19 protein-coding genes and 1 pseudogene are annotated in these 22767 nt (G+C 67.8%); 7 read left to right on the top strand and 13 right to left on the bottom strand.

The genetic code is table 11. From position 1 onward, the window contains the following. Nucleotides 1–212: 212 nt before the first annotated feature. The 4 genes from SBP02_RS08935 to zwf form a co-directional block, all read right to left on the bottom strand. Complete coding sequence (locus tag SBP02_RS08935) at nt 213–1076, bottom strand: aldo/keto reductase (protein ID WP_318646031.1); 864 nt, start codon at nt 1074–1076, stop codon at nt 213–215. 69 nt (nt 1077–1145) lie between these two features. After that, nucleotides 1146–1817: a bifunctional 4-hydroxy-2-oxoglutarate aldolase/2-dehydro-3-deoxy-phosphogluconate aldolase gene (locus SBP02_RS08930; protein WP_318646030.1), complete on the bottom strand. Its 672-nt coding sequence runs from the start codon at nt 1815–1817 to the stop codon at nt 1146–1148. Between the two features lie 19 nt (nt 1818–1836). Continuing rightward, nucleotides 1837–2550: a 6-phosphogluconolactonase gene (gene pgl, locus SBP02_RS08925; RefSeq protein WP_318646029.1), complete on the bottom strand. Its 714-nt coding sequence runs from the start codon at nt 2548–2550 to the stop codon at nt 1837–1839. Then, nucleotides 2537–4006 (bottom strand): glucose-6-phosphate dehydrogenase, encoded by a 1470-nt coding sequence (zwf, locus tag SBP02_RS08920; protein WP_318646028.1) that lies wholly within the window; start codon nt 4004–4006, stop codon nt 2537–2539. Before zwf ends, pgl begins: the two co-directional genes overlap by 14 nt. A 181-nt stretch (nt 4007–4187) precedes the next feature. Here zwf and SBP02_RS08915 point away from each other — a divergent pair, with 181 nt between their 5' ends. Further along, a complete protein-coding gene (locus SBP02_RS08915) occupies nt 4188–5048 on the top strand; it encodes a MurR/RpiR family transcriptional regulator (RefSeq protein WP_318646324.1) in 861 nt (286 codons plus the stop codon). A 2-nt stretch (nt 5049–5050) separates the two neighbouring features. Here the strand turns inward: SBP02_RS08915 and SBP02_RS08910 are convergent, their stop codons facing one another. From SBP02_RS08910 to SBP02_RS08870, 9 genes and pseudogenes are all read right to left on the bottom strand, one after another. After that, on the bottom strand, nt 5051–6676 hold the full coding sequence (locus tag SBP02_RS08910) for an NADP-dependent glyceraldehyde-3-phosphate dehydrogenase (RefSeq protein WP_318646027.1): 1626 nt from the start codon (nt 6674–6676) through the stop codon (nt 5051–5053). A 4-nt stretch (nt 6677–6680) separates the two neighbouring features. Further along, a complete protein-coding gene (eno, locus tag SBP02_RS08905; protein WP_318646026.1) occupies nt 6681–7982 on the bottom strand; it encodes a phosphopyruvate hydratase in 1302 nt (433 codons plus the stop codon). Continuing rightward, on the bottom strand, nt 7975–8151 hold the full coding sequence (locus SBP02_RS08900) for a hypothetical protein (protein WP_318646025.1): 177 nt from the start codon (nt 8149–8151) through the stop codon (nt 7975–7977). Before SBP02_RS08900 ends, eno begins: the two co-directional genes overlap by 8 nt. Before the next feature lie 14 nt (nt 8152–8165). Beyond that, nucleotides 8166–9614, bottom strand: coding sequence for a pyruvate kinase (gene pyk / locus SBP02_RS08895; RefSeq protein WP_318646024.1), 1449 nt, complete (start codon nt 9612–9614; stop codon nt 8166–8168). 346 nt (nt 9615–9960) lie between these two features. Further along, nucleotides 9961–10779, bottom strand: coding sequence for a D-hexose-6-phosphate mutarotase (locus tag SBP02_RS08890; RefSeq protein ID WP_318646023.1), 819 nt, complete (start codon nt 10777–10779; stop codon nt 9961–9963). Nucleotides 10780–10880: 101 nt separating this feature from the next. Then, nucleotides 10881–11012, bottom strand: a pseudogene (locus SBP02_RS08885) (maltoporin); the annotation flags it as partial. 291 nt (nt 11013–11303) lie between these two features. Then, nucleotides 11304–12968, bottom strand: coding sequence for a glucose-6-phosphate isomerase (gene pgi / locus SBP02_RS08880; protein WP_318646022.1), 1665 nt, complete (start codon nt 12966–12968; stop codon nt 11304–11306). A 50-nt stretch (nt 12969–13018) separates the two neighbouring features. Then, complete coding sequence (locus tag SBP02_RS08875) at nt 13019–13960, bottom strand: carbohydrate kinase family protein (protein ID WP_318646021.1); 942 nt, start codon at nt 13958–13960, stop codon at nt 13019–13021. A gap of 69 nt (nt 13961–14029) precedes the next feature. Then, nucleotides 14030–15517, bottom strand: coding sequence for a carbohydrate porin (locus SBP02_RS08870; RefSeq protein ID WP_404824389.1), 1488 nt, complete (start codon nt 15515–15517; stop codon nt 14030–14032). A gap of 258 nt (nt 15518–15775) precedes the next feature. On the opposite strand from SBP02_RS08870, the gene SBP02_RS08865 reads away from it, so the two are divergent. The 6 genes from SBP02_RS08865 to SBP02_RS08840 all read left to right on the top strand — a co-directional run bounded on the left by SBP02_RS08865 (nt 15776) and on the right by SBP02_RS08840 (nt 22623). Next, nucleotides 15776–17050, top strand: a complete 1275-nt coding sequence (locus SBP02_RS08865; protein ID WP_318646019.1) for an ABC transporter substrate-binding protein — start codon at nt 15776–15778, stop codon at nt 17048–17050. 17 nt (nt 17051–17067) lie between these two features. Then, on the top strand, nt 17068–18033 hold the full coding sequence (locus SBP02_RS08860; protein ID WP_318646018.1) for a carbohydrate ABC transporter permease: 966 nt from the start codon (nt 17068–17070) through the stop codon (nt 18031–18033). After that, nucleotides 18033–18875: a carbohydrate ABC transporter permease gene (locus tag SBP02_RS08855; RefSeq protein ID WP_318646017.1), complete on the top strand. Its 843-nt coding sequence runs from the start codon at nt 18033–18035 to the stop codon at nt 18873–18875. Before SBP02_RS08860 ends, SBP02_RS08855 begins: the two co-directional genes overlap by 1 nt. Nucleotides 18876–18903: 28 nt before the next feature. After that, a complete protein-coding gene (locus SBP02_RS08850; RefSeq protein ID WP_318646016.1) occupies nt 18904–20055 on the top strand; it encodes an ABC transporter ATP-binding protein in 1152 nt (383 codons plus the stop codon). Further along, nucleotides 20052–21554, top strand: coding sequence for a glycoside hydrolase family 32 protein (locus SBP02_RS08845; RefSeq protein ID WP_318646015.1), 1503 nt, complete (start codon nt 20052–20054; stop codon nt 21552–21554). The genes SBP02_RS08850 and SBP02_RS08845 overlap by 4 nt, the downstream gene beginning before the upstream one ends. 76 nt (nt 21555–21630) lie before the next feature. Next, nucleotides 21631–22623 carry a LacI family DNA-binding transcriptional regulator gene (locus tag SBP02_RS08840; RefSeq protein ID WP_318646014.1) on the top strand — a complete coding sequence of 331 codons (993 nt, stop codon included), beginning with the start codon at nt 21631–21633 and terminating at the stop codon, nt 22621–22623. The last annotated feature ends 144 nt before the right edge of the window (nt 22624–22767 follow it).

Genomic DNA, 22767 nt, shown 5'->3' with positions numbered 1-22767 from the left:
TGCCAGACAGTCACCACACCGCCAGACAGGAGGTGGCCCTCGTGGCCTGACCTCTACTTCGGCTGAGTACTGAAAATCTCGCACGAAATCCTATTACGACATCCAGGTGCTCAATACCCTGAAAGCCGCGCCGCCGAGCCTCTGATGCCCCTCACCTGTCCAACGCGGGCGAGTTCTCATCGCTCGGACGACCAATCGCCCAGCTCAACGCGTCAGGGCGCGCTGATGCCGCGCGCCGTCGCGGCCAGGTGAAACCAGGTTGGCGCATCCAGTTGCAGCGCCGCGCCGGCCAGGGCCTCCTCGACCCGCGCCCAGCGCAGGCTGCCGAGGATCGGCACGGGGCGGCCTGGCAGGCGCCGCACCCAGGCCAGGGCGACCTGGTTGGGCGTCGCCTGCAGCGCTTCGGCCACCTCCTCCAGGGCCTGCTGCAAGGCAGGCCCGAAGGCCCCTCCGGCCAGCGGAGACCAGGCCTGGACCTGCAGGCCATCGGCCTGCAGCGCCTGCAACCGGCCGTCCCAGGCCGGCTGCTGGGCCAGCAAGGACAGCTCGATCTGGTTGCAGCGCAGCGGCAGTACGCGGCCGAGCACCTGCCAGTGCAGCGGCTCGGCGTTGGACAGGCCGAGCCAGCCGACCTTGCCGCCCTCGACCAGCGCCTGCAGGGCGCGCACCACTTCATCGGTCTGCAGCAGCGGATCGGGGCGGTGCAGCAGGAAGCCATCCAGGCGTTCGACGCCCAGGCGCTTCAGGGAGGTCTCTACCGCCTCGGTCAGGTAACCGGCCGCGCTGTTGTAGTGCTTGACCCGCCAGCGCGAACTGTCCTGTGCCGCCAGCACGATGCCGGCCTTGCCGATCAACTGCAGTTGCTGACGCAGTTCGGGACGCAGGCGCAGGGCCGCGCCAAAGTGCGCCTCGCACTGGCCCAGGCCGTAGATATCGGCGTGGTCGAAGCCGTTCAGGCCCCGTTCCACGCAGCGCTCGACGAAGCCCAAGAGGGCTTGCGGATCGGCCAGTTCGGGATAGACGAGCAGGCGCATCATGCCGAGCAGCAGGGGCTGCTCGACCGGGAGCTGATTCATGGTCGGGTTTCCAGAGAAGGCTGGGGCGGCGGCCGCGCGCCCGGGTTGGTCATCGCCGGCGTGGCGGGCTCAGTCCAGCAGTTGCAGGGCCTCGGCGCTGGCTTGCTGGATGCGCGCCCAGTCGCCGTTGTTCACCCACTCGCTGTCGAACATCCAGCTGCCGCCGACGCACATCACATTGGGCAGCGCCATGTAGCCCTGCAGATTGTCCGGGTTGATGCCGCCGGTCGGGCAGAACCGCACGCCGCCGAACGGCCCGCCGAGAGCCTTGAGCGCCGCGGTGCCGCCGCATACCTCGGCCGGGAACAGCTTGAAGCGCCGGTAGCCGAGGCCGTAGCCGAGCATGATGTCCGAGGCGCTGCTGGTGCCCGGCAGCATGGGCACGGCGCTCTCCAGGCCGGCCTGCAGCAGCTCGGCGGTGGAGCCCGGGGTGACGATGAACTGGGCGCCGGCCTGCTCGGCCGCGGCGAGCATCGGCCGGTCGAGCACGGTGCCGGCGCCGACGCACAGTTCGGGGCGCTGCTCGCGCAGGCGGCGGATGGCGGTCAGGCCGTGGGCCGAGCGCAGGGTGATCTCCAGCACCGTGAGGCCGCCGGCGGCCAAGGCATCGGCCAGGGGCAGGATATCTTCTTCGCGGGCGATGGTGATCACCGGCATGATCCGCGCACGGGCGCAGATGCTGTCGAGCTGGGCGATCTTGTCGGCCATGCGCGCGGCCTGGCGGGTGTCGTTGTTGGTCATGTCGGCTGGTCCTTCGGCCCTAAGGGCACCAGTAGATTTCAAGAGGGGAACGGAGGAAGGCGCGGATCGGCATGCTGCTCGCATCGGCATGGCTCAGGGCCGCGCTCAGGGTGGCCAGCTTGGCCGGCCCCTGGATCGCCAGCAGCGGGCGGCGCGCCGCGGCCAGCAGCGGCAGGGTCAGGCTCAAGCGCTGGCGCGGCTCGCTCGGCGCCTGCATCGGCAGGCAACGGCGCGGACAATCGGTTTGCAGGGCCAGGTCCAGGTTCGGGCTGCCCGGGAACAGCGAGGCGGTATGGCCGTCGTCGCCCATGCCCAGCACCAGCACGTCGATCGGCGGCAGCTCGGCCAGCGCCTGCTCGGCCTTGAGGGCGGCCTGCTCGAGGCTGCCGGCGACCTGATAGAGGCCGAGCAAACGCGCCTCGGCGGCCGGCCCGCGGAGCAGGTGACGGCGCACCAGGCCCTCGTTACTGGTGGCGTGGTTGACCGGCACCCAGCGCTCGTCCGCCAGGCTGATCAGCACCTGCGCCCAGGGCAGCTCGTGCCGGGCCAGCTGCTCGAAGAAGGCGATGGGGCTGCGACCGCCGGACACCACCAGGGTCGCCCGTCCCTGGCTGGCGATGGCCGCGCGCAAGGCGGCCGCCACGTCGCCGGCCAGGGTCTCGGCGAGCTGCTGGGCATCGTTCAGGCTGCGCGCCACTACGCCAACCGGCAGATCCAACTTAGAGATCGCCATACCAGGACCTCCCGTCGCGGGTGATCAGCGCCACCGAGCCCATGGGGCCCCAGGTGCCGGCCGGATAGGGTTTGGGCGCGTCGCCGAGCTGTTGCCAACCGGCGATCAGCTGGTCGCACCACTGCCAGGCGTACTCGATCTCGTCCTTGCGCACGAACAGGTTCTGGTTGCCGCGCATCACCTCCAGCAGCAGGCGCTCGTAGGCATCGGGGATGCGCGCGCTGCGATAGGTGTCGGAGAAATTCAGCTGCAGCGGGCCGCTGCGCAGCTGCATGCCCTTGTCCAGGCCCTGGTCCTTGGTCATCACCTGCAGGGCGATGCCCTCGTCCGGCTGCAGGCGGATGATCAGCTTGTTGCCGATCAGCTGGCGCTGCTCCGGGGCGAAGATGTAGTGCGGCGGTTCCTTGAAGTGGATGACGATCTGCGACAGCTTCTGCGGCATGCGCTTGCCGGTACGCAGGTAGAACGGCACGCCGGCCCAGCGCCAGTTGCGGATATCGGCGCGCAGGGCGACGAAGGTCTCGGTGTCGCTCTGGGCGTTGGAGTTCTCCTCCTCCAGGTAGCCCGGAACGGCCTTGCCGTCGCTGCTGCCGGCCACGTACTGGCCGCGCACCACCTGGCGACTGAGCTGTTCGGCCTTGATCGGTTCCAGGGCCTTGAGCACCTTGACCTTCTCGTCGCGGATGCTGCTCGCCGACAGGTCGCTGGGCGGGTCCATGGCGATCAGGCAGAGCAGCTGCAGCAGGTGGTTCTGGATCATGTCGCGCAGCTGCCCGGCCTTGTCGAAGTAGCCCCAGCGCCCCTCGATGCCGACCTTCTCGGCCACGGTGATCTCCACATGGGAGATGAAGTTCTGGTTCCACTGGGTCTCGAACAGGCTGTTGGCGAAGCGCAGGGCGATCAGGTTCTGCACCGTCTCCTTGCCCAGGTAGTGGTCGATGCGATAGACCCGCGACTCGGGGAAGAACTGCGCCACCGCCTCGTTCACCGCCCGCGAGGACTCCAGGTCATGACCGATCGGCTTCTCCAGCACCACCCGGGTGCGCGCGGCCAGGCCGCTGCCGGCCAGGTTGGCGCAGATACCGCCGTAGACCGCGGCCGGGGTGGCGAAGTAGGCGATCAGCGACGGCGCGTCGCCGACCCGCTCGGCCAACACGGCGTAGTCGTCGGCCTCGAGGAAATCCATGCTCAGGTAGCTCAGGCGCGCCTGGAAGCGTTGCAACACCGCCGCATCGACCTCGCCCGCCGGCACGTGGCGGCGCAGGTGCTGCTCTATGTTATCCAGGTGCTGCTCGGCGTCGCCGCTTTCGCGGGCCAGGGCGAGGATGCGCGTATCGGCGTGCAGCAGGCCTGCACGGTCGAGCTGATAGAGGGCCGGGAACAGCTTGCGCAAGGCCAGGTCGCCCAGCGCGCCGAACAGGGCGATGCTGCAGGAGTCAACGGTTATGGATGGCATAATGTTTGTTCTTCTATCAAGATGCACTAGAAATACCCGGTATCCGGCATTTTTACAAGGCTAAATGTAGTAATAAAAACAACATTTTTCGTAAAGACACATTCCTATGGTCGCGAGTCGACCCCATCAGTACGATAGGCCGGCACTTTCATCGCCCGCCTGAGGAAAAGAAATGGATCGCGTGCGAAATCTCCTGGAGCAGATCCAGAGCCGCCTCGACAGCCTGAACAAGGCCGAGCGCAAGGTGGCCGAGGTGATACTGCACAACCCGCAGCAGGCCACCCGCTTCAGCATCGCCGCCCTGGCCCAGGCGGCCCAGGTCAGCGAGCCCACGGTCAACCGCTTCTGCCGCTCCTTCGACGTCAACGGCTACCCGGAGCTGAAGATGCAGCTGGCCCAGAGCCTGGCCAGCGGCGCCGCCTACGTCAGCCGCGCCGTGGAGGCCGACGACGGCCCCGAGGCCTACACCCGCAAGATCTTCGGCAGCGCCATCACCTCGCTGGATGCCGCCTGCCAGGCGCTCGACCCGCAGATGATCAGCCGCGCCGTCGACCTGCTGATCCAGGCCCGGCAGATCCACTTCTTCGGCCTCGGCGCCTCGGCTCCGGTGGCCCTGGACGCCCAGCACAAGTTCTTCCGCTTCAACCTGGCCGTGTCGGCCCATGCCGACGTGCTGATGCAGCGCATGCTGGCCTCGGTAGCCCACACCGGCGACCTGTTCGTGATCATCTCCTACACCGGGCGCACCCGCGAGCTGGTGGAGGTGGCACGCCTGGCCCGGGAGAACGGCGCCTCGGTACTCGGCCTGACCGCCGCCGGCTCGCCGCTGGCCAAGGCCAGCACCCTGAGCCTGGACATCCCCCTGCCGGAGGACACCGACATCTACATGCCGATGACCTCGCGGATCATCCAGCTGACCGTGCTCGACGTGCTGGCCACCGGCATGACCCTGCGCCGCGGCGTGGACTTCCAGCCGCACCTGCGCAAGATCAAGGAGAGCCTCAACGCCAGCCGCTACCCCAGCGACGAGGAGCCCAGCTAGGTTCAGAAGATGTAGTCGGTGGTCAGGAAGCTCGACTCGCGCTTGCGGATGATCTCGCTGACCAGCGCCTTGTTGCTCTCCTGGAACTTGGTCGCCACCAGGGTGCGGATGGAGAACACGCGCAACGCGTCATGCACCGACAGGGTCCCCTCGGCCGAGTTCTTGCGCCCGTTGAACGGGTAGCTGTCTGGGCCGCGCTGGCACTGGGCATTGAGATTGATGCGCCCGACCTGGTTGGCGAAGGCATCGATCAGGCGGCCGACCTGGGCCGAGTCGCTGCCGAAGATGCTCAGCTGCTGGCCGAAGTCCGACTCCAGCACGTAGTCGATCACCGTCTGCAGGTCGCGATAGGGCACCACCGGCACCAGCGGGCCGAACTGCTCCTCCTGGTAGACCCGCATGTCCGCGCCGACCGGGTAGAGCACGGCCGGGTAGAAGAACGAGCCGCGCGACTCGCCACCACCGGGATTGACCACCCGCGCGCCCTTGGCCAGGGCGTCGGCCACCAGGGCGTCGAGGTACTCGACCTTGCCCTCCTCCGGCAACGGCGTCAGGGCCACGCCCGGCTCCCAGGGCATGCCCGGCTTGAGCGCGGCGAGCTTGCTGTTGAACTTGTCGAGAAAGCTGCCGACCACATCCTCGTGGACGAAGAGGATCTTCAGTGCGGTGCAACGCTGGCCGTTGAACGACAGCGCACCGGTCAGCGCCTCGCTCACCGCGTTGTCCAGGTCGACCTCGGGCAACACGATGCCCGGATTCTTCGCGTCCAGACCCAGGGCCGCGCGCAGGCGGTGGGGCCGCGGGTGCAGTTTCTTCAGCGCGCTGGCGCCCTTGTGGGTGCCGATGAAGGCGAATACGTCGATCTTGCCGCTGGCCATCAGCGCGCTGACCGCCTCGCGGCCGCCGCTGTAGATGACGTTGATCACCCCGGCCGGGAAGCTGTCGCGAAACGCCTCGAGCAGCGGGCGGATCAGTAGTACGCCAAACTTGGCCGGTTTGAACACCACGGTGTTGCCCATGATCAGCGCCGGGATCAGGGTGGTGAAGGTCTCGTTCAGCGGGTAGTTGTAGGGTCCCATGCACAGGGTCACGCCCAGCGGCACGCGACGGATCTGGCCGAGGCAGTCCTGCTCCAGCTCGAAGCGGCTGGAGCGACGATCCAGCTCCTTGAGCGCGGCTATGGTGTCGACTATGTAGTCGCAGGTGCGGTCGAACTCCTTCTCCGAGTCCTTGAGGTTCTTGCCGATCTCCCACATCAGCAGCCGGATCACCGCCTCGCGCTGCGCGCGCATGCGCCCCAGGAAGGCCTCGACATGCTGGATGCGCTCGGCCACACGCATGGTCGGCCAGGCGCCCTGGCCGTTGGCGTAGGCGCGCACCGCCGCATCGAGGGCCTGCAGCGCCGCCTCGGCGTCGAGCTCCGGGGTGCTGCCGAGGATCACCTGTCGCTCGCCCTCCTCGACCTTGAGGAACACCGGACTGCGCACCGGTGCCAGCGCCCCTTCCCAGGTACGCAACTGGCCGTCGACCAGGTAGTCGCGCTGCTCGATGGGTTCACCCGGGCGATAGGCCTCGGGAATCTCAGCCAGCGTCGGAAACAGGCTGTCGAGACGGTTGGCGATGGTCATGGCGTTAGCTCCTCTGAGGGAAGATCGAAGCGCTGCTATAGGCCGCGCGGCCCTGCAGCGCCGTTTCGATGCGCAGCAGCTGGTTGTATTTGCCGACCCGGTCGGAGCGGCACAGCGAGCCGGTCTTGATCTGCCCGGCGCAGGTCGCCACCGCCAGGTCGGCGATGCTGGTGTCCTCGGTCTCGCCGGAGCGGTGCGAGATCACCGCGCTGTAGCCCGCGTCCTGGGCCATGCGGATTGCGTCGAAGGTTTCGCTGAGACTGCCGATCTGGTTGAACTTGATCAGGATCGAGTTGCCGATGCCGCGCTCGATGCCTTCACGGAGGATCTTGCTGTTGGTGACGAACAGGTCGTCGCCGACCAACTGCACCTGCCGGCCCAGCTGCTCGGTCAGGCAGGCCCAGCCGTCCCAGTCGCCCTCGTCCATGCCGTCCTCGATCGAGGCGATCGGGTAGCGCTGGCACAAGCCGGCCAGGTAATCGGCGAAACCGGCGGAGTCGAAGCTCTTGCCCTCGCCGGCCAGCACATAGCGGCCGTCGCGGTAGAACTCGGAGGCGGCGCAGTCCAGCGCCAGGCTGATGTCCTTGCCCAGCTCGTAGCCGGCGCGGCGCACCGCCTCGGCGATGACCACCAGCGCCTCCTCGTTGGACGCCAGCGACGGGGCGAAACCACCCTCGTCGCCCACCGCCGTACTCAGGCCGCGCTCGCCAAGCACCCGCTTGAGCGTATGGAACACCTCGGCACCCATGCGCAGCGCCTCGGCGAAGGAAGCGGCGCCGATCGGCTGGATCATGAATTCCTGGATGTCGACGTTGTTGTCGGCGTGCTCGCCGCCATTGATGATGTTCATCATCGGCACCGGCAGGCTGAAGCGGCCCGGCTGGCCATAGAGCGCCGCCAGGTGCTCGTACAGCGGCAGCTGTAGCGCCGCCGCGGCCGCCTTGGCGCTGGCCAGCGAGACCGCGAGAATGGCGTTGGCGCCCAGCTCGCTTTTGCTCTCGCTGCCGTCGAGGGCGATCATCGCCGCATCCAGGTTGCGCTGGTCCAGGGCATCCAGGCCCAGCACCCGGGCGCGGATCGGCCCATTGACGTTGGCCACGGCGCTCAGCACGCCCTTGCCCAGGTAACGCTCGCCGCCGTCGCGCAGCTCCAGCGCCTCGCGGCTGCCAGTGGAGGCGCCGGACGGCACGCTGGCCACGCCCACCGCCCCACCGGTCAGGGTGACCACCGCCTCGACGGTCGGATTGCCACGCGAGTCGAGGATTTCGCGGGCCACCACCTGCTGGATCAGAGTCGTGTCAGTCATTGCGCTCGGCACCTTGGGCATGGGGCAGGGTCTGGCGGCACGGGGCGAGCGGCTCGAGCAGCTCGCGCTGCTCGGCGTAGGTCTCGCGGAAATCGAAGTCGCGCGGCCATCGATCATCGGACGCCGGGATGACCGTCGTGCGCTCGTTGTGGGTACTGGATCGGTTCACAGTCAGCTCCTCGATTAGCAGATGCGGTCGCCCACGCGGATCACCCGCAGGCAGTTGGTGCCGCCCTGGGCATTGGCGTGGTCGCCGCGGGAAATCAGCACGTGATCGCCCTCGGCCACCACCCCGCGGCGCAGCAGCTCGTCGACCGCCCGGCCGTTGACCTCGGCGATCGGGTAGCTGTCGCTGTCGAACGGGATGGTCTGCACCCCGCGAAACAGGGCGACCCGGCTCTGGGTCCGCGGGTTGCGGGAAAAGGCGTAGATCGGCAGGTGCGAGCGGATACGCGACATCAGCCGCGGCGTGTCGCCGCTCTCGGTCATGCAGATGATCGCCTTGACCCCGTGCAGGTGGTTGGCCGCGTACATGGCGGCCATGGCAATCGACTCGTCGATCTTGTGGAACTGCTCGTCCATGCGGTGCTTGGAGCGATGCGCCAGCGGGTGCTTCTCCGCCCCGACTATGACCCGGCGCATGGCCTCGACGGTCTCCACCGGGTAGGCGCCGGCCGCGGTCTCGGCCGAGAGCATCACCGCGTCGGTGCCGTCGAGCACGGCATTGGCCACGTCGAACACCTCGGCACGGGTCGGCATGGACTGGCTGATCATCGACTCCATCATCTGGGTCGCGGTGATCACCACCCGGTTGAGGGTGCGCGCGCGCTCGATGATCATCTTCTGCACCGCCACCAGTTCGGCGTCGCCGATCTCCACGCCGAGGTCGCCGCGGGCCACCATCACCCCATCGGAGGTCTCGATGATGGCGTCGAGCACACCCAGGTCATTGACCGTTTCGGCGCGCTCGATCTTGGCGATCAGCCCGGCCTCGCCGCCGGCTTCGCGCAGCAGCCGGCGCGCCAGCTGAATGTCGGCGGCATCGCGGGGGAAGGACACCGCCAGGTAGTCGACCTGCATCTCGGCCGCGGTACGGATATCGAGGCGATCCTTGTCGGTCAGGGCCGCCGCCGACAGGCCGCCACCCTTGCGGTTGATGCCCTTGTTGTTGGACAGCGGGCCACCGACCAGCACCTGGCAGATCAGCTTGCTGCCCTCGACCCTCAGGACCTTGAGTTCTATGCGCCCGTCGTCCAGCAACAGGATGTCGTCCGGGCGGCTGTCGCTGATCAGCGCCTCGTAGTCGATGCCGACGGCATTCTCGTCGCCGGCATTCTTGTCCAGGCCGGCATCGAGGATGAAGGTCTGGCCGCGCTCCAGCTGCACCTTGCCGGCGGCGAAGCGAGCGATGCGGATCTTCGGCCCCTGCAGGTCGGCCAGCACGGCGACGAAGCGGCCGTGCTTGCGCGCCATCTCGCGCACCAGCGCGGCCCGGGCGATGTGCTCGCCGGCAGCGCCGTGGGAGAAGTTCAGGCGCACCACGTCCACCCCCGCCTGGACCAGCGCCTCGATCGCCGCGGGGCTCTCGGTGGCCGGGCCCAGGGTAGCCACGATCTTGGTTCTTTGGCGCATGGTTCAGGCTCCTCAACGATGGTTAGGACGGGGGTCAGCAACGGCACCGGCGACGCCCCGCGAGTACGACAGGCAATGCACAAGGGGCATTGCTGAACGGGCCAGACGGCGAATATGTGGTTGCATTACAAAACAAGGCTATTGTTAGCCGACGCAAACGCAACAATCAAGAATAAATGTTGTTATATAACTACATTATTTCGAAGGCATTCGATTCATGGCGCGGTGCGAGATCGGCGCAGCCGAAGCGGCAGCGTGTTGGTCAGCGACGACGGAGTGGAATGTGAGCGGCACACGCCCGCGAGGCAGCACCCCTGGCGGCGGGGCGCGATGTTCCCAGGTCGGCTCAGACCAGCTCGGCGTGCAGGCTCAGCAGCGCCTCGTCACCCGGCGCCAGGGACAGGCTGTCGGGACCGCAGCTGGCGGCCTCGACGCAGATGAAACCCTGGGCCTCGTGCCAGCCGACATCGGTCAGCGGTCGACTGCCCGGGTGCCAGACCACGCTGTTGGCGGCGCCGCTGGTATCGATCGCCAGGCGCCGCTGCCAGGCGAGATCCTGCAGCTGCAGTGGGCCGCCGCGGCGGAAGATTCGGTGACAGCCCTCCTCGACCCGCAGCTCGCCCCGCTGCCGGCACTCCGAACGTGCCAGCAAATCGTGGCCGGACGCCCCCTCCAGACCGAGCAAGGCCACCCGCGTTACGTCGCTGACCTGCCAGTAGGCGTGCAAGGCATGGCTGAGCTGGCAGGTGTGAGTGTCCTGATGGCGGGTGCGCAGGCACAGGCGCATGCCCGTGCCCAGCTCGACTTCCAGGGTCACCTGCCAGTCGCACAACGCCAGTTGCCAGGTCAGGCGCATGCCCTGCTCGTCCGCCTCGCTGGCGAGCAGCTGCCAGTCGCTCAGGCGTGCCCAGCCATGGGACGGCCAGCCTGGTTCGGTCGGATGGCGGCCGAACCAGGGCCAGCATACCGGCACGCCACCGCGGATCGCGCCGCCTCTGGGCCAGTGGCTGGCACACCAGAGCCAGGGCCGCTGGCCGCGCGGCCGGAAGTGCAGCAGCTGACCACCCTGGCGACTGAAGGCTGCCTGGAAGCGGGGATGCTCGATCAGCAGCAGCTCGTAGCCCTGATGGGTCACCCAGCGCTGCGGCTCGCCCTTACCCGCCATAAACAAGTCGTCCAGGGGATGCCCGGCCGCCCTCGTTGGCTGCGCTAGCGAAACCCTCGACTGCCGGCTCGCGGGCCCAACTGGCAACGTCGGCGTCACCACTAGAACTCGACCTGTACGCCGAAGTTGGAGCCATGCTGCGCCACGCCGAATGCGCCGCTGTCGGACAACGCCGAGCCGGCGGCCACCTGACTGGCGGCGCCCTGCGCCACCTGGTTCCGACTGGCGTAGCTGCTCAACTCCAGTGCCTGAACCCGGGGTAACGCCTGGGTCAGGGCCGGCAGGTAAGGGCCGCCGTATGCGCCGCCGGGCACTAGCAAGGAAAATGGGTTGAGACGGCTCTGCATGGTTGCTCCTGTTTGTTTTTATTGTGTGAAGTACTGCGGATAGCCACCGCAGCACCGGGCTCTTGTGAAACCTTCAAGCGCACGCCCCTGCCGAGCGAGGAATAGCTCGGCGATGAGCCCCAATGAAGACTTGAGAGGGACGGTGCCGCCCCTTGCGCCAGTCCGAGCGGCGCCCTGTCAGCCACGATGACGACCACGGAAGAAGTCGATCAGACCCTGGGTCGAGGCGTCCTCAGCTGCGCCCTGCTCGCTACCGACCAGGCGCGAGTAGACGTTCCTGCCCAGCTCCTTGCCCAGTTCCACGCCCCACTGATCGAAGGCGTTGATGCCCCAGATCGCGCTCTGGGCGAACACCTTGTGCTCGTACAGGGCGACCAGGGCGCCGAGGCGCCGTGGACTGACCCGTTCCAGCACCAGGGTGTTGCTCGGCCGGTTGCCGGGAATCACCTTGTGCGGCGCCAGGCGCCGCACCTCGTCCTCGTCCAGGCCCTGGGCGCGCAGTTCCGCCTCGGCCTCCTCCAGGGTCTTGCCGCGCATCAGCGCCTGGCTCTGCGACAGGCAGTTGGCATAGAGCCACTGGTGGTGGTCGGCCACCGGGTTGTAGCTGACCACCGGCACGATGAAGTCGGCCGGGATCAACAGGGCGCCCTGGTGCAGCAGCTGGTGATAGGCATGCTGGCCGTTGCAGCCGACCCCGCCCCAGATCACCGGCCCGGTGGCGCAGGGCGCCGGAGCGCCGTCCTGCAGCACGCGCTTGCCGTTGGACTCCATGTCCAGCTGCTGCAGGTGCTTGGTGATGTTGCGCAGGTAGTGGTCGTAGGGCAGGATCGCCTGGGTCTGGGCGCCCCAGAAGTTGCCGTACCAGATCCCCAGCAGGGCCAGCAGCACCGGCATGTTCTGCTCGAAGGGGGCTTCCCGGAAGTGCTGGTCCATGCTGTAGGCGCCGGACAGCAGTTCCTTGAAGTTGGACATGCCGATGGACATGGCGATCGGCAGACCGATGGCCGACCACAGCGAGTAGCGCCCGCCGACCCAGTCCCACATCGGCAGGATGTTCTCCTCGCGGATGCCGAAGGCCACCGCCGCCGGCACATTGCTCGACACGGCGATGAAGTGACGATGCAGCTCTCCCTCGGTGCCACCCTGGGCCAGGTACCAGCCGCGCGCGGCCTGGGCGTTCTTCAGGGTCTCCAGGGTGCTGAAGGTCTTCGAGGAGATGATGAACAGGGTGGTCTCGGCCCGCAGCCTGGCCGCCAGCTCATGGAAGGAGCTGCCGTCGATATTGGCCAGGTAGTGGCAGCGCACGCCGCGCTGGGCGAAGGGCAGCAGCGCCTCGGAGACCAGCTGCGGGCCGAGGAAGGAGCCGCCGATGCCGATGTTGACCACGTCGGTGATCGGCTTCTCGCTGTAGCCGCGCCACAGGCCGTCATGCACCTTGCCGACCAGCTCGGTCATCTGCAGCAGCACCCGGTGCACCTCGGGCATCACGTCGACGCCGTCGACCCGCACCTGGTCGCCGATCGGCCGGCGCAGGGCGGTGTGCAGGGCCGGGCGGCCCTCCGAGGCGTTGAGCCGTTCGCCATCGAACAGCGCGTCGATGGCCTGCCGCAGCCCGCACTCTTCGGCCAGGCGCACCAGCAGGTCGCGGGTTTCGCGGGTGATCAGGTTCTTCGAGTAGTCGAGGAACAGCCCACAGCTGCTCAGGGAAAACTCGGCGAAACGCCGAGGATCTTCGACGAATGCCTCGCGCAGGCTGAACTCGGCGAAGCACTCGCGGTGCGCGGCCAGGCCCTGCCAGGCGGGCAACCGAGTGACATCGTGGGATGGCTGAGGGTGCGGCATAACGGCTCCTGCGAATAGGGGGTGGAAAGTGCACGACGTCTGCGTGCGCTTCAGCGTGTTTGCAGCTCATGGGCGTAGGGCAGATCCGGCCCGACCCGCGAGCAGGTCACCGCGGCGGCGCGCACGGCGTAGTCGAGCAGCGCCTCGATATGCGTGCGCGACAGCGCGGCCAGAGCGGCGGGACTGTCCAGGCCGTGGCGGGCCAGGTAGGCCAGCAGAGCGGCCTGGAAGGTGTCGCCGGCGCCGACGGTGTCGCGGGTGACCACCGCTTGCGCAGGCACCGACCAATGGCCGTGCCGGCGACTGAAGACGCTGGCGCCGTCGCTGCCGTGGGTGAGGAACAGCAGCTGGCAGCGCTGGCCGAGCCAGCGCTCGATCACCGCCTCGGGCTTGAGCCCCGGGTACAGCAGCGCCAGATCTTCCTCGCTGACCTTGATCAGGTGGGCCTGGGCGGCGAAGGCCTCGATGCGCTGCTGCCAGATCTCAACCCGCGGCTCGACCCCGAGACGCACATTGGGGTCGAGGCTGATCAGGCGTTGATCGCCCTCGCGCCGCACCAGTTCGAACAGGGTATCGGCGATGGGCGTCACCACCAGGGAGTAGGAACCGAGGTGAATGCCGCGCACCCGCGCATCGAGGTGCGGCAGGTGCTCGAGGCCCAGCATGCGGTCGGCGCAGCCCTCGCCGCGGAAGCTGTAGTGCGGTACGCCCCGGGCGTCGACCGCGACCATCGCCAGGGTGGTGGGCGCGTCGCTGAATACCAGGTAGTCGCCGCTCACCCCCTCATCGTGCAACACCCGGCGCAGCCGGTCGCCGAGAAAATCCGTGGAAAAACCGGCGAACAGCGCCGACTCGGCGGCCAGACGGCGCAGGCCGACGGCCACGTTGAACGGCGATCCGCCGGCAATCGCCTTGAGTTCCAGCTCGCTGCTGCGCCCGCTGCAATGCTGGCCAAAGACATCGAACAAGGCTTCGCCACATACCAGATACATAAACGCCTCCGCGATAGACATAAGGGTGCATCGACACGCCTCGACGGGCGAGGCGTGCACGGACGCCGCTTAGAACCAGGTTTCCATCTGCACACCGAACTGCCAGACGCCCCCTGCCCCGAAGCCGTCCTGGCCGAAGGCATCGCTGCCGCTGTAGTCATCCAGCTCCTTGGACCAGTCCATCAGGCTGGCGAACACGCGCAACTCGGGTCGGGTGAAGAATCCGCCCATGTCCGGCTTGAAGGTCGGCGCCACGGTCAGCTTCCAGAAATCGCCGTCGACCGCGTTGCGCTGCTGGTAGCCCATGGGGTCGAGGTCCATGGTTTGCCAGCTCATTTCATAGACCATCTCGAAGTTGCTGGTGATTTCCTTGGCCAGGCGCAGGTTGAGGGTCAGCCAGCGGTAGTCGTCGCCACCGACGTATCTGTCCTGGCTCTGCTCGGCCAGCAGACTGGGGGCGATCCGCCAGCCACGGGCCAGGGGGGTCTGGCCGTAGAGCGCCAGGCGCAGGGCCTGGGCGTCGTCGAGCAGCTCACCGTCCGAGCCGAGATTCTTGACCTCTGCACCCAGGCCCTGGCCGTACAGCAGCGCCGTCTTGAAGAAGCCCTCGCGACCGAAGAAGCCTTTCTGGTGATGGGCGACCATGCTGTGCACACCGGAGTCGGCGGGGGTCAACCCGGCGGCGTTCCTGCGCGTATCGTTCTGGTTCGAACCGATGGCGTTGAACATCCACTGCCAGCGGCCGTCGTCGAAGAACTGGTTGGAGGTGAGGATGTAGCTTTCCACGTCGGCGTTGCCGCCCTGGGCGCTGAAGTCGCCGTAGTCGCGGCCCATCAGGGAGAAGTTGGAGCGCCAGCCCTCGCCGAACTGCAGGTCGTAGACGCCGCCGCCGGTGCCGGCCAGGTAGACCACGTCGGAATCCAGCCAGTGGATGTCGAAGGTATCGCGGTCATAGCGCTTGCCGGCCCACAGGGTGGCATTCTCCAGCACCGGGTTGCCCTTGAACGCCGCGATATGGTCGAGGGCGGCATAGGCCTGGCGCACGTTCAGCGTGCTCTCCTCGGCCGTCCAGTCGTTGGAGGTTTCCACCCCGTCGGCGATCGACACGGTGAATTTGGAACGGGTGCCGTTCTCGGCATGCAGCTCTTTCGACAGGTCGATACGCATATAGGTGTCGTCTTCGTTGCCCAGCCGGCCGACCGCGCCGCCGACCGAGCCGGCCGGCGTGACGTAGGGGCCGCCACGCCCGCCACCCAGGCTGTCGTCGATCAGCAGCCCGGAGCGGGCATAGCCATTGAAACTGAAGCCATTGGTGAGCTTGCTGGGGTTCTTGGTCTCGCTGCGGCCCAGCTTTTCCAGGGCGGCCTGACGCGCTTCGACGTCTGCCAGGCGGGCGGCCAGCACGGGCGCGCTCGCCTCCGGCTGCGGTCCGCTCGCCTGGATGGCAGGGTCGGACCGCTTGAGCCGGGCCAGTTCCGCGGCGGTCTGGCGGGCCTGCTGCTCGGCGGCGGCGGCACGCGATTCGGCGGCGGCGGCGCGGGCCTCCAGCGCGGCCATGCGCTGCTCCAGAGTCAGCGGCGTCGCCGCCTGCGCCAAGGGGGCCAGCGCCAGGGAGCCGAGCAGAGCCGGCAGTAACCAGAGGGGTGCATGCTGCATGGGTTGCCTCTTTATTGTTGTAGTGGAGTGCGCGCCAGCGCTTTCGGCCGCCTGCCCGGTAATTCAGGGCCAATGGAAAATGGGCTGTACTTCTCGTGACGCACTGCTATATTAGCGATGTTAACGTTATCTTCAACAAAAATAACAAGCGAGGCCCCCATGAAACCCTTCAGCTCTTTACTCCCGGCCGCCGTGCTGGCCGTCGCCGCCGGGCTGCCTGCCCTCGCCGCCGCCGAAAAGCTGACCATCTCCTGCGGCGCCGTAGGCGCCGAGCTGCAGCTGTGTCGGGAAGGCGTCGAAGCCTGGTCGAAACAGACCGGCCACAGCGTCGAGGTGGTATCGACCCCCAACTCGGCAACCGAGCGCCTGTCCTTCTACCAGCAGATCCTCAGCGCCCAGTCGTCCGATATCGACATCATCCAGATCGACGTGGTCTGGCCCGGCATGCTGGCCAACCACCTGCTGGACCTGAACGAGGTGCTGCCGACCGCGTCCACCCAGGGCTACTTCCAGGCCCAGCTGGACAATGCCACCGTCGCCGGCCGCCTGGTGACCCTGCCGTGGTTCACCGACTCGGGCCTGCTCTACTACCGCAAGGACCTGCTGGAGCAGTACGGCAAGCCGGTGCCCCAGACCTGGGACGAGCTGACCGCCACGGCCAAGGCGATCCAGCAGGCCGAGCGCGACGCCGGCAACGCAAACATGTGGGGCTACGTGTTCCAGGGCCGTGCCTACGAAGGCCTGACCTGCAACGCCCTGGAGTGGATCGGCAGCCACCCGGGCGGCGCGCTGATCGATCCCCAGGGCCAGATCGCGGTGGACAGCCCGGCCACACGCCAGGCCCTGAGCCTGGCGAAGAGCTGGGTTGGCGACATCTCACCGCGCGGCGTGCTCAATTACACCGAGGAAGAGGGCCGCGGAGTCTTCCAGTCCGGTAACGCGGTGTTCATGCGCAACTGGCCCTACGTCTGGGCGCTGGCGCAGAGCGCCGATAGCGCGGTCAAGGACAAGGTGGCGATCGCGCCACTGCCCAAGGGCGGCCCGGACGGCAAGCACGCCTCGACCCTCGGCGGCTGGGGTCTGTCGATCTCGCGCTACAGCGCCCAGCCCAAGCTGGCCGGCGAGCTGGTGGCCTACCTGACCAGCGCCCGGGAGCAGAAACACCGCGCCCTGGTCAGCGCCTACAACCCGGTCATCGAGTCGCTCTACCAGGACCCCGAACTGCTGGCGGCGATGCCCTACTACAGCGATCTGCACGCCATCCTCAGCGACGGGGTGATGCGCCCCGCCTCCATCACCGGCGATCGCTACCCGCGGGTTTCCAACGCCCTGTTCGACCGGGTCCACGGCGTGCTGGCCGGCGAAACGCCGGTGGACCAGGCGGTGAGCGAACTGCACGGTGAACTCAAGCGCATCAAGCGCCGCAGCTGGTAAACCGCCGAGGACTCGACATGACGACCACTCTCACCCAAGCGCAGGAAATCGCCGACGCGGCCATCGCGCCCCGCCCGACTCCGGTCGAGCGCCGCCGCGTGCGCGCCGCCTGGCTGTTCCTCGCGCCCATGCTGCTGTGCCTGTTGCTGGTGGCCGCCTGGCCGTTGCTACGCACCTTCTGGTTCAGCCTGACCGATGCCAGTCTCAGCAACACCGGCGCCGGCAACTTCGTCGGCCTGAGCAATTACCTGTTTCACGATGGCAGCGAATGGTCCGGCATCCTGGTCGACCCGCAGTGGTGGAATGCCGTGCGCAACACCCTGTACTTCTCGGCGGTGTCGGTCGGCCTGGAGGTGGTGCTCGGCCTGGCGGTGGCGCTGCTGCTCAACGTCAGGTTCGCCGGGCGCACCCTGGTGCGCGCCATGATCCTGATTCCCTGGGCGATTCCGACCATCGTCTCGGCGAAGATCTGGTCGTGGATGCTCAACGACCAGTTCGGCATCCTCAACCACCTGATGCTGGGCCTCGGCCTGATCGACGCCCCCTTGGCCTGGACGGCCGACGCCGAACTGTCGATGTGGGCGGTGATAGTGGTGGACGTGTGGAAGACCCTGCCGTTCGTCGCCCTGCTGATGCTCGCCGCCCTGCAGATGCTGCCGGCCGATTGCTACGAGGCGGCGCGGGTCGACGGCATCCACCCGCTGAAGGTGTTCTGGCGGGTGACCCTGCCGCTGCTGATGCCGGCGCTGCTGGTAGCGACCATCTTCCGCGTGCTCGACTCGCTGCGGGTGTTCGATGTCATCTACGTGCTGACCTCCAACTCCTCCAGCACCATGAGCATGTCGGTGTTCGCCCGCCAGCAATTGGTGGAATTCCAGGACGTCGGCTACGGCAGCGCCGCCTCCACCCTGCTGTTCCTCATCGTGGCGGCGATCGCCACGCTCTATCTCTACCTTGGCCGCCGCCAACTGGAGGTGCGCTGATGCCCGTCCGTCTACTCAAGAAGGCGTTGTGGCGCCTGGGCTTCTGGAGCCTGATCGGGGTCCTGCTGGTGTATGCGGTGTTCCCCTTCTACTACGCCGTGCTGACCTCGCTGAAACCCTCCAGCAGCCTGTTCCAGGTCAGCTACTGGATCGACACGCTGGACTTCGCCAACTACGCCGCGGTGCTGGAGCAGCCCTCCTTCCTGCAGGCCATCGGCAACTCGCTGATCGTTTCGGTCTGCGTGGTGGCGGTGGCGCTGATTCTCAGCCTGACCGCCGCCTATGCCCTGGGCCGGGTCAGGTTCCGCGGACGCGGCACGGTGCTGATGCTGGTGCTCGGGGTGTCGATGTTCCCGCAGGTGGCGGTGCTCTCCGGGCTGTTCGAGGTGATCCGCGCCCTGGGCCTGTACAACTCCGCCTGGGCGCTGATCCTCAGCTACACCATCTTCACCCTGCCGTTCACCGTGTGGGTGCTCACCACCTTCATGGGCCAACTGCCGGGCGAGCTGGAGGAGGCAGCCATCATGGACGGCGCCTCGCCCTGGGTGGCGCTGACCCGGGTGCTGCTGCCGCTGCTGTGGCCGGCCCTGGTGACCACCGGCCTGCTGGCCTTCATCGCCGCCTGGAACGAATTCCTCTTCGCCCTGACCTTCACCCTGACCGACGCCCAGCGCACGGTGCCGGTGGCCATCGCCCTGATCTCCGGGGGCAGCCAGCACGAGCTGCCCTGGGGCCTGCTGATGGCGGCCTCGGTGATGGTCACCGTGCCCCTGGTGATTCTGGTGCTGGTGTTCCAGCGCCGCATCGTCTCCGGCCTCACCGCCGGCGCGCTCAAGGGTTGATGCCCCGACAAGAACAAGGAACAGCCTCATGACCAAGTTGAAACTCGACAATGTGAAGAAACACCTGGGCGGCATCCAGATCCTGCGCGACATCAGCCTGGAGATCGCCAGCGGCGAGTTCGTCGTCTTCGTCGGCCCCTCGGGCTGCGGCAAGTCGACCCTGCTGCGGGTGATCGCCGGGCTGGAGTCGATCTGCAGCGGCGAGCTGCTGATCGACGGCCGCCGGGTCAATGACCTGGAGCCCCGCGAGCGCGGCGTCGGCATGGTCTTCCAGTCCTACGCCCTGTACCCGCACATGAGCGTCTACGACAACATCGGCTTCGGCCTGAAGCTGGCCAAGACCGACAAGCACAGCCTGCGCGAGCGGGTGTTGGCCACCGCACGCATGCTGCAGCTGGACAAGCTGTTGCAGCGCAAGCCCAAGGAGCTTTCCGGCGGCCAGCGCCAGCGCGTGGCCATGGGCCGGGCCATGGCCCGTGAGCCGGACATCCTGCTGTTCGACGAGCCGCTGTCCAACCTCGATGCCGCCTTGCGCGTGCAGATGCGCAACGAGATCGCCCGGCTGCACGGCCGCCTGGGCACCACCATGATCTACGTCACCCACGACCAGGTGGAGGCCATGACCCTGGCCGACAAGATCGTCGTGCTCAACGCCGGCCGGGTCGAGCAGGTCGGCTCGCCGCGGGAGCTCTATGAGCGGCCGAACAGCCAGTTCGTCGCCGGCTTCCTCGGTTCGCCGCGGATGAACTTCCTGCCGGTGCGCCTGCTCGTGCCGGGCGCCACCAGCCAGGTCGAAGTGCCCGCTCTGGGCCGCCTGAGCGCCCTGCCCTTCGACAGCTCGACGCTGGCCGCCGACAGCCCGCTGACCCTGGGAATGCGCCCGGAACAGATCGGTCTGCAAGCCGCCATCGGCGACGCCGGGATCGAGGTGCTGGGGGTCGAGTACCTCGGCAGCGAGATGTACGTACACCTGGACGCCGGCCAGGAGGAAGCGCTGATCTGCCGCTGCGACGCGAGCGCCGCCTGGCGCGCCGGCGACCGCGTCGAGCTGCAACCACAGATCGACAACCTGCACCTGTTCGATGCGCAGGGGCTCGCGCTGCCGCGCACCAGCATGGCGACCACCGAGCAATCCAACTCCGCCCCCGCCGCACGTCCAGTCCTCCTGAGTTCCCTATGAGCCTGTCCATGAACCCACCGAGTCCGGCCATACCCGCTGCCCTCGAACACGCCCAGCACGCAGTGCACGAAGGGATTTCACGCCTCGTGCCAGACTACCGTCCCGGCTATCACCTGGCCCCCCAGGCGGGCTGGATGAACGACCCCAATGGCGTGGTGTTCTTCCGCGGCGAATACCATGTGTTCTACCAGCACCACCCCTTCGACCCGAACTGGGGCCCTATGTACTGGGGGCACGCCAAGAGCCGCGACCTGGTGAACTGGCAGCACCTGCCCATCGCCCTGGCGCCGGGCGACGCCTTCGACCGCCACGGCTGCTTCTCCGGCAGCGCGGTGGTCTGCGGCGATACCCTGGCGCTGCTCTACACCGGGCATACCTGGCTCGGCGAGGTAGGCGACGAAAGCGCCATGCGCCAGGTCCAGTGCCTGGCCACCAGCACCGACGGCATCCACTTTGCCAAGCTGGGCGCTGTCATCGACGCCCCGCCGGATGCCGCGATCGTCCACTTCCGCGACCCCAAGGTATGGCGCGAAGACGACCATTGGTACCTGATAGTCGGCGCACGCCTGAGCGATCGCCCTTGCGTGCCGCTGTACCGTTCCAGCGACCTGCGCCACTGGGAGTTCCTCGACTACCTGTGCAGCGGTGACGAGGGTGACGGCTACATGTGGGAATGCCCGGACCTGTTACGCCTGAACGGGCGGGACGTCCTGCTGTACTCCCCCCAAGGCATGCAGCCCGACGGCTTCGCGCGGCTAAACAGATTCCACACCGGCTACCGGGTCGGCCGGGTCGACGACGCCCGGCACTTCAGCGGCGGCCCCTTTATCGAGCTGGACAACGGCCACGACTTCTACGCGGCGCAGACCCTCCTGGCCGCCGATGGCCGTCGCCTGCTCTGGGCCTGGCTGGACATGTGGGAGAGCCCCATGCCGAGCAAGGCCCACCACTGGTGCGGCATGCTCGGCCTGCCGCGCGAGCTGGAGCTGCGTGACGAACGGCTGCACAGCTTTCCGGCGCGGGAGCTGACGGCCCTGCGCCAGCAGGCCCTGCCGGTCGAAACTGCGACCTGCAGCGACGGTCATCGGCGCCTCCCCGAGCTGGCCGGTGACCTCCTGGAACTCGAGGTGCGGCTGGACCTGGCCGGCTGCAGCCAGGGCCGGCTGGGCCTCGCGCTGCGCTGCAGCGAGGACGGCGCCGAGCAGACCCTGCTGTACTACGACGCCCGCCTGCATCGCCTGGTGCTCGATCGTGACCGCTCCGGCGCCGGCGTCGACGGCCAGCGCAGTGCCGCGCTGGTCCCCGGGCAGCAGTGGCTCGAGCTGCGCCTGTTCCTCGATCGTTCATCCATCGAGGTGTTCGCCGCCGACGGCCGCTTCAGCCTCAGCAGCCGCCTCTATCCACGTCCCGACAGCCTCGGCGTGCGCCTGTTCGCCGAGGCCGACGACGGCCGCGTGACGATCCGCCGGGCCTGGCGCCTGGCGGCGCAGATCGCATGAGGCGCCTGCTCGCGGTCGCCGCCTGCGGCCGGGCTGTGTCATTATCGACCGCTCATCCCGCCGGGCCGCACAGCGCATGACCACAGTGAAAGACGTAGCCCGGCTGGCGGGCGTATCCCTGATGACCGTGTCGCGGGCGCTCAACCAGCCGGAGAAACTCAGCCCCGAGACCTATCAGCGGGTACGCCGCGCCATCGACGAGCTGCAGTTCGTGCCGAGCATGTCGGCGCGCAAGATCCGTGGCGACAACCTGGCCGCGCGGACCATCGGCGTATTCGCCCTGGACACCGCGACCACGCCGTTCGCGGTCGAACTGCTGCTGTCCATCGAACGCACCGCCCAGCAGGCAGGCTGGAACGTGTTCGTCCTCAACCTGCTGAGCGACCCGCCCAGCGAGCAGAGCATCGACCTGATGCTCGCCCACCGTCCCGACGGCCTGATCTTCACCGCCATGGGCCTGCGCCGGGTGAGCATTCCCGAGCGCCTGCTGAGCAAGCCGTTGGTGCTGGCCAACTGCCTGGTCGAGGACAGCGACCTGCCCAGCTATGTGCCGGATGACGAGCAAGGCCAGTACCGCGCCGTGCAGCAGGCCCTGAGCCAGGGCTACCGGCGCCCGCTGTGCATCAACCTGCCGAGCCAGAGCCTGGCCTGGGGGCTGCGCCAGCAGGGCCTGCGACGCGCCTTCGAGGCAGCCGGCCTGCCCGCGCAGGTCGTGCTGCAGTACGACCTGTCGGCCCACGACAGCTACGGCGAAACCCAGGCGATCCTCGACCGGCACATAGTCCAGGGACGGCCCGAATTCGACATCCTGATCTGCGGCAACGACCGCATCGCCTTCTGCGCCTACCAGTTGCTGCTGGCGCGCGGCCTGAAGATCCCCGGCGACGTCGCCGTGCTCGGCTATGACAACATGATCGGCATCGCCGAACTCTTCCTGCCGCCGCTGACCACGGTGCAGCTGCCCTACTACGAGATCGGCCAGCAGGCCGCCCAGCACCTGATCGAGGGACGCGAGCGGCGCGGCACCCAGCTGGTGGACTGCCCGCTGGTCACCCGCTCGTCCGTTTAGCGTCGGAGGTCGGCGCGGGGTGGCTGTTCAGGCCATCGGGCTGGGCCAGCATGTTCTCCTCGATGAGGATCCCCAGGGCGTTGTGATCGGCGCAGCCGCGGTTCTCCGCCACCACCGTCCCGTCCTCCTCCGTATGACGCCGGC

It is taken from the genome of Pseudomonas benzenivorans (genome assembly GCF_033547155.1).
GTDB lineage: Bacteria > Pseudomonadota > Gammaproteobacteria > Pseudomonadales > Pseudomonadaceae > Aquipseudomonas > Aquipseudomonas benzenivorans_B.
Note: the sequence above shows the minus strand (reverse complement) of the source record. Positions and strands in the feature narration are given on the sequence as shown.

What these genes read in the sequence shown, in the direction of transcription:
- SBP02_RS08935 (WP_318646031.1), bottom strand. Translation starts at nt 1,076, where the DNA reads ATGAATCAGCTCCCGGTCGAGCAGCCCCTGCTGCTCGGCATGATGCGC.
- SBP02_RS08930 (WP_318646030.1), bottom strand. Translation starts at nt 1,817, where the DNA reads ATGACCAACAACGACACCCGCCAGGCCGCGCGCATGGCCGACAAGATC.
- pgl (WP_318646029.1), bottom strand. Translation starts at nt 2,550, where the DNA reads ATGGCGATCTCTAAGTTGGATCTGCCGGTTGGCGTAGTGGCGCGCAGC.
- zwf (WP_318646028.1), bottom strand. Translation starts at nt 4,006, where the DNA reads ATGCCATCCATAACCGTTGACTCCTGCAGCATCGCCCTGTTCGGCGCG.
- SBP02_RS08910 (WP_318646027.1), bottom strand. Translation starts at nt 6,676, where the DNA reads ATGACCATCGCCAACCGTCTCGACAGCCTGTTTCCGACGCTGGCTGAG.
- eno (WP_318646026.1), bottom strand. Translation starts at nt 7,982, where the DNA reads ATGACTGACACGACTCTGATCCAGCAGGTGGTGGCCCGCGAAATCCTC.
- pyk (WP_318646024.1), bottom strand. Translation starts at nt 9,614, where the DNA reads ATGCGCCAAAGAACCAAGATCGTGGCTACCCTGGGCCCGGCCACCGAG.
- SBP02_RS08890 (WP_318646023.1), bottom strand. Translation starts at nt 10,779, where the DNA reads ATGGCGGGTAAGGGCGAGCCGCAGCGCTGGGTGACCCATCAGGGCTAC.
- pgi (WP_318646022.1), bottom strand. Translation starts at nt 12,968, where the DNA reads ATGCCGCACCCTCAGCCATCCCACGATGTCACTCGGTTGCCCGCCTGG.
- SBP02_RS08875 (WP_318646021.1), bottom strand. Translation starts at nt 13,960, where the DNA reads ATGTATCTGGTATGTGGCGAAGCCTTGTTCGATGTCTTTGGCCAGCAT.
- SBP02_RS08870 (WP_404824389.1), bottom strand. Translation starts at nt 15,517, where the DNA reads ATGGCCGCGCTGGAGGCCCGCGCCGCCGCCGCCGAATCGCGTGCCGCC.
- SBP02_RS08865 (WP_318646019.1), top strand. Translation starts at nt 15,776, where the DNA reads ATGAAACCCTTCAGCTCTTTACTCCCGGCCGCCGTGCTGGCCGTCGCC.
- SBP02_RS08860 (WP_318646018.1), top strand. Translation starts at nt 17,068, where the DNA reads ATGACGACCACTCTCACCCAAGCGCAGGAAATCGCCGACGCGGCCATC.
- SBP02_RS08855 (WP_318646017.1), top strand. Translation starts at nt 18,033, where the DNA reads ATGCCCGTCCGTCTACTCAAGAAGGCGTTGTGGCGCCTGGGCTTCTGG.
- SBP02_RS08850 (WP_318646016.1), top strand. Translation starts at nt 18,904, where the DNA reads ATGACCAAGTTGAAACTCGACAATGTGAAGAAACACCTGGGCGGCATC.
- SBP02_RS08845 (WP_318646015.1), top strand. Translation starts at nt 20,052, where the DNA reads ATGAGCCTGTCCATGAACCCACCGAGTCCGGCCATACCCGCTGCCCTC.
- SBP02_RS08840 (WP_318646014.1), top strand. Translation starts at nt 21,631, where the DNA reads ATGACCACAGTGAAAGACGTAGCCCGGCTGGCGGGCGTATCCCTGATG.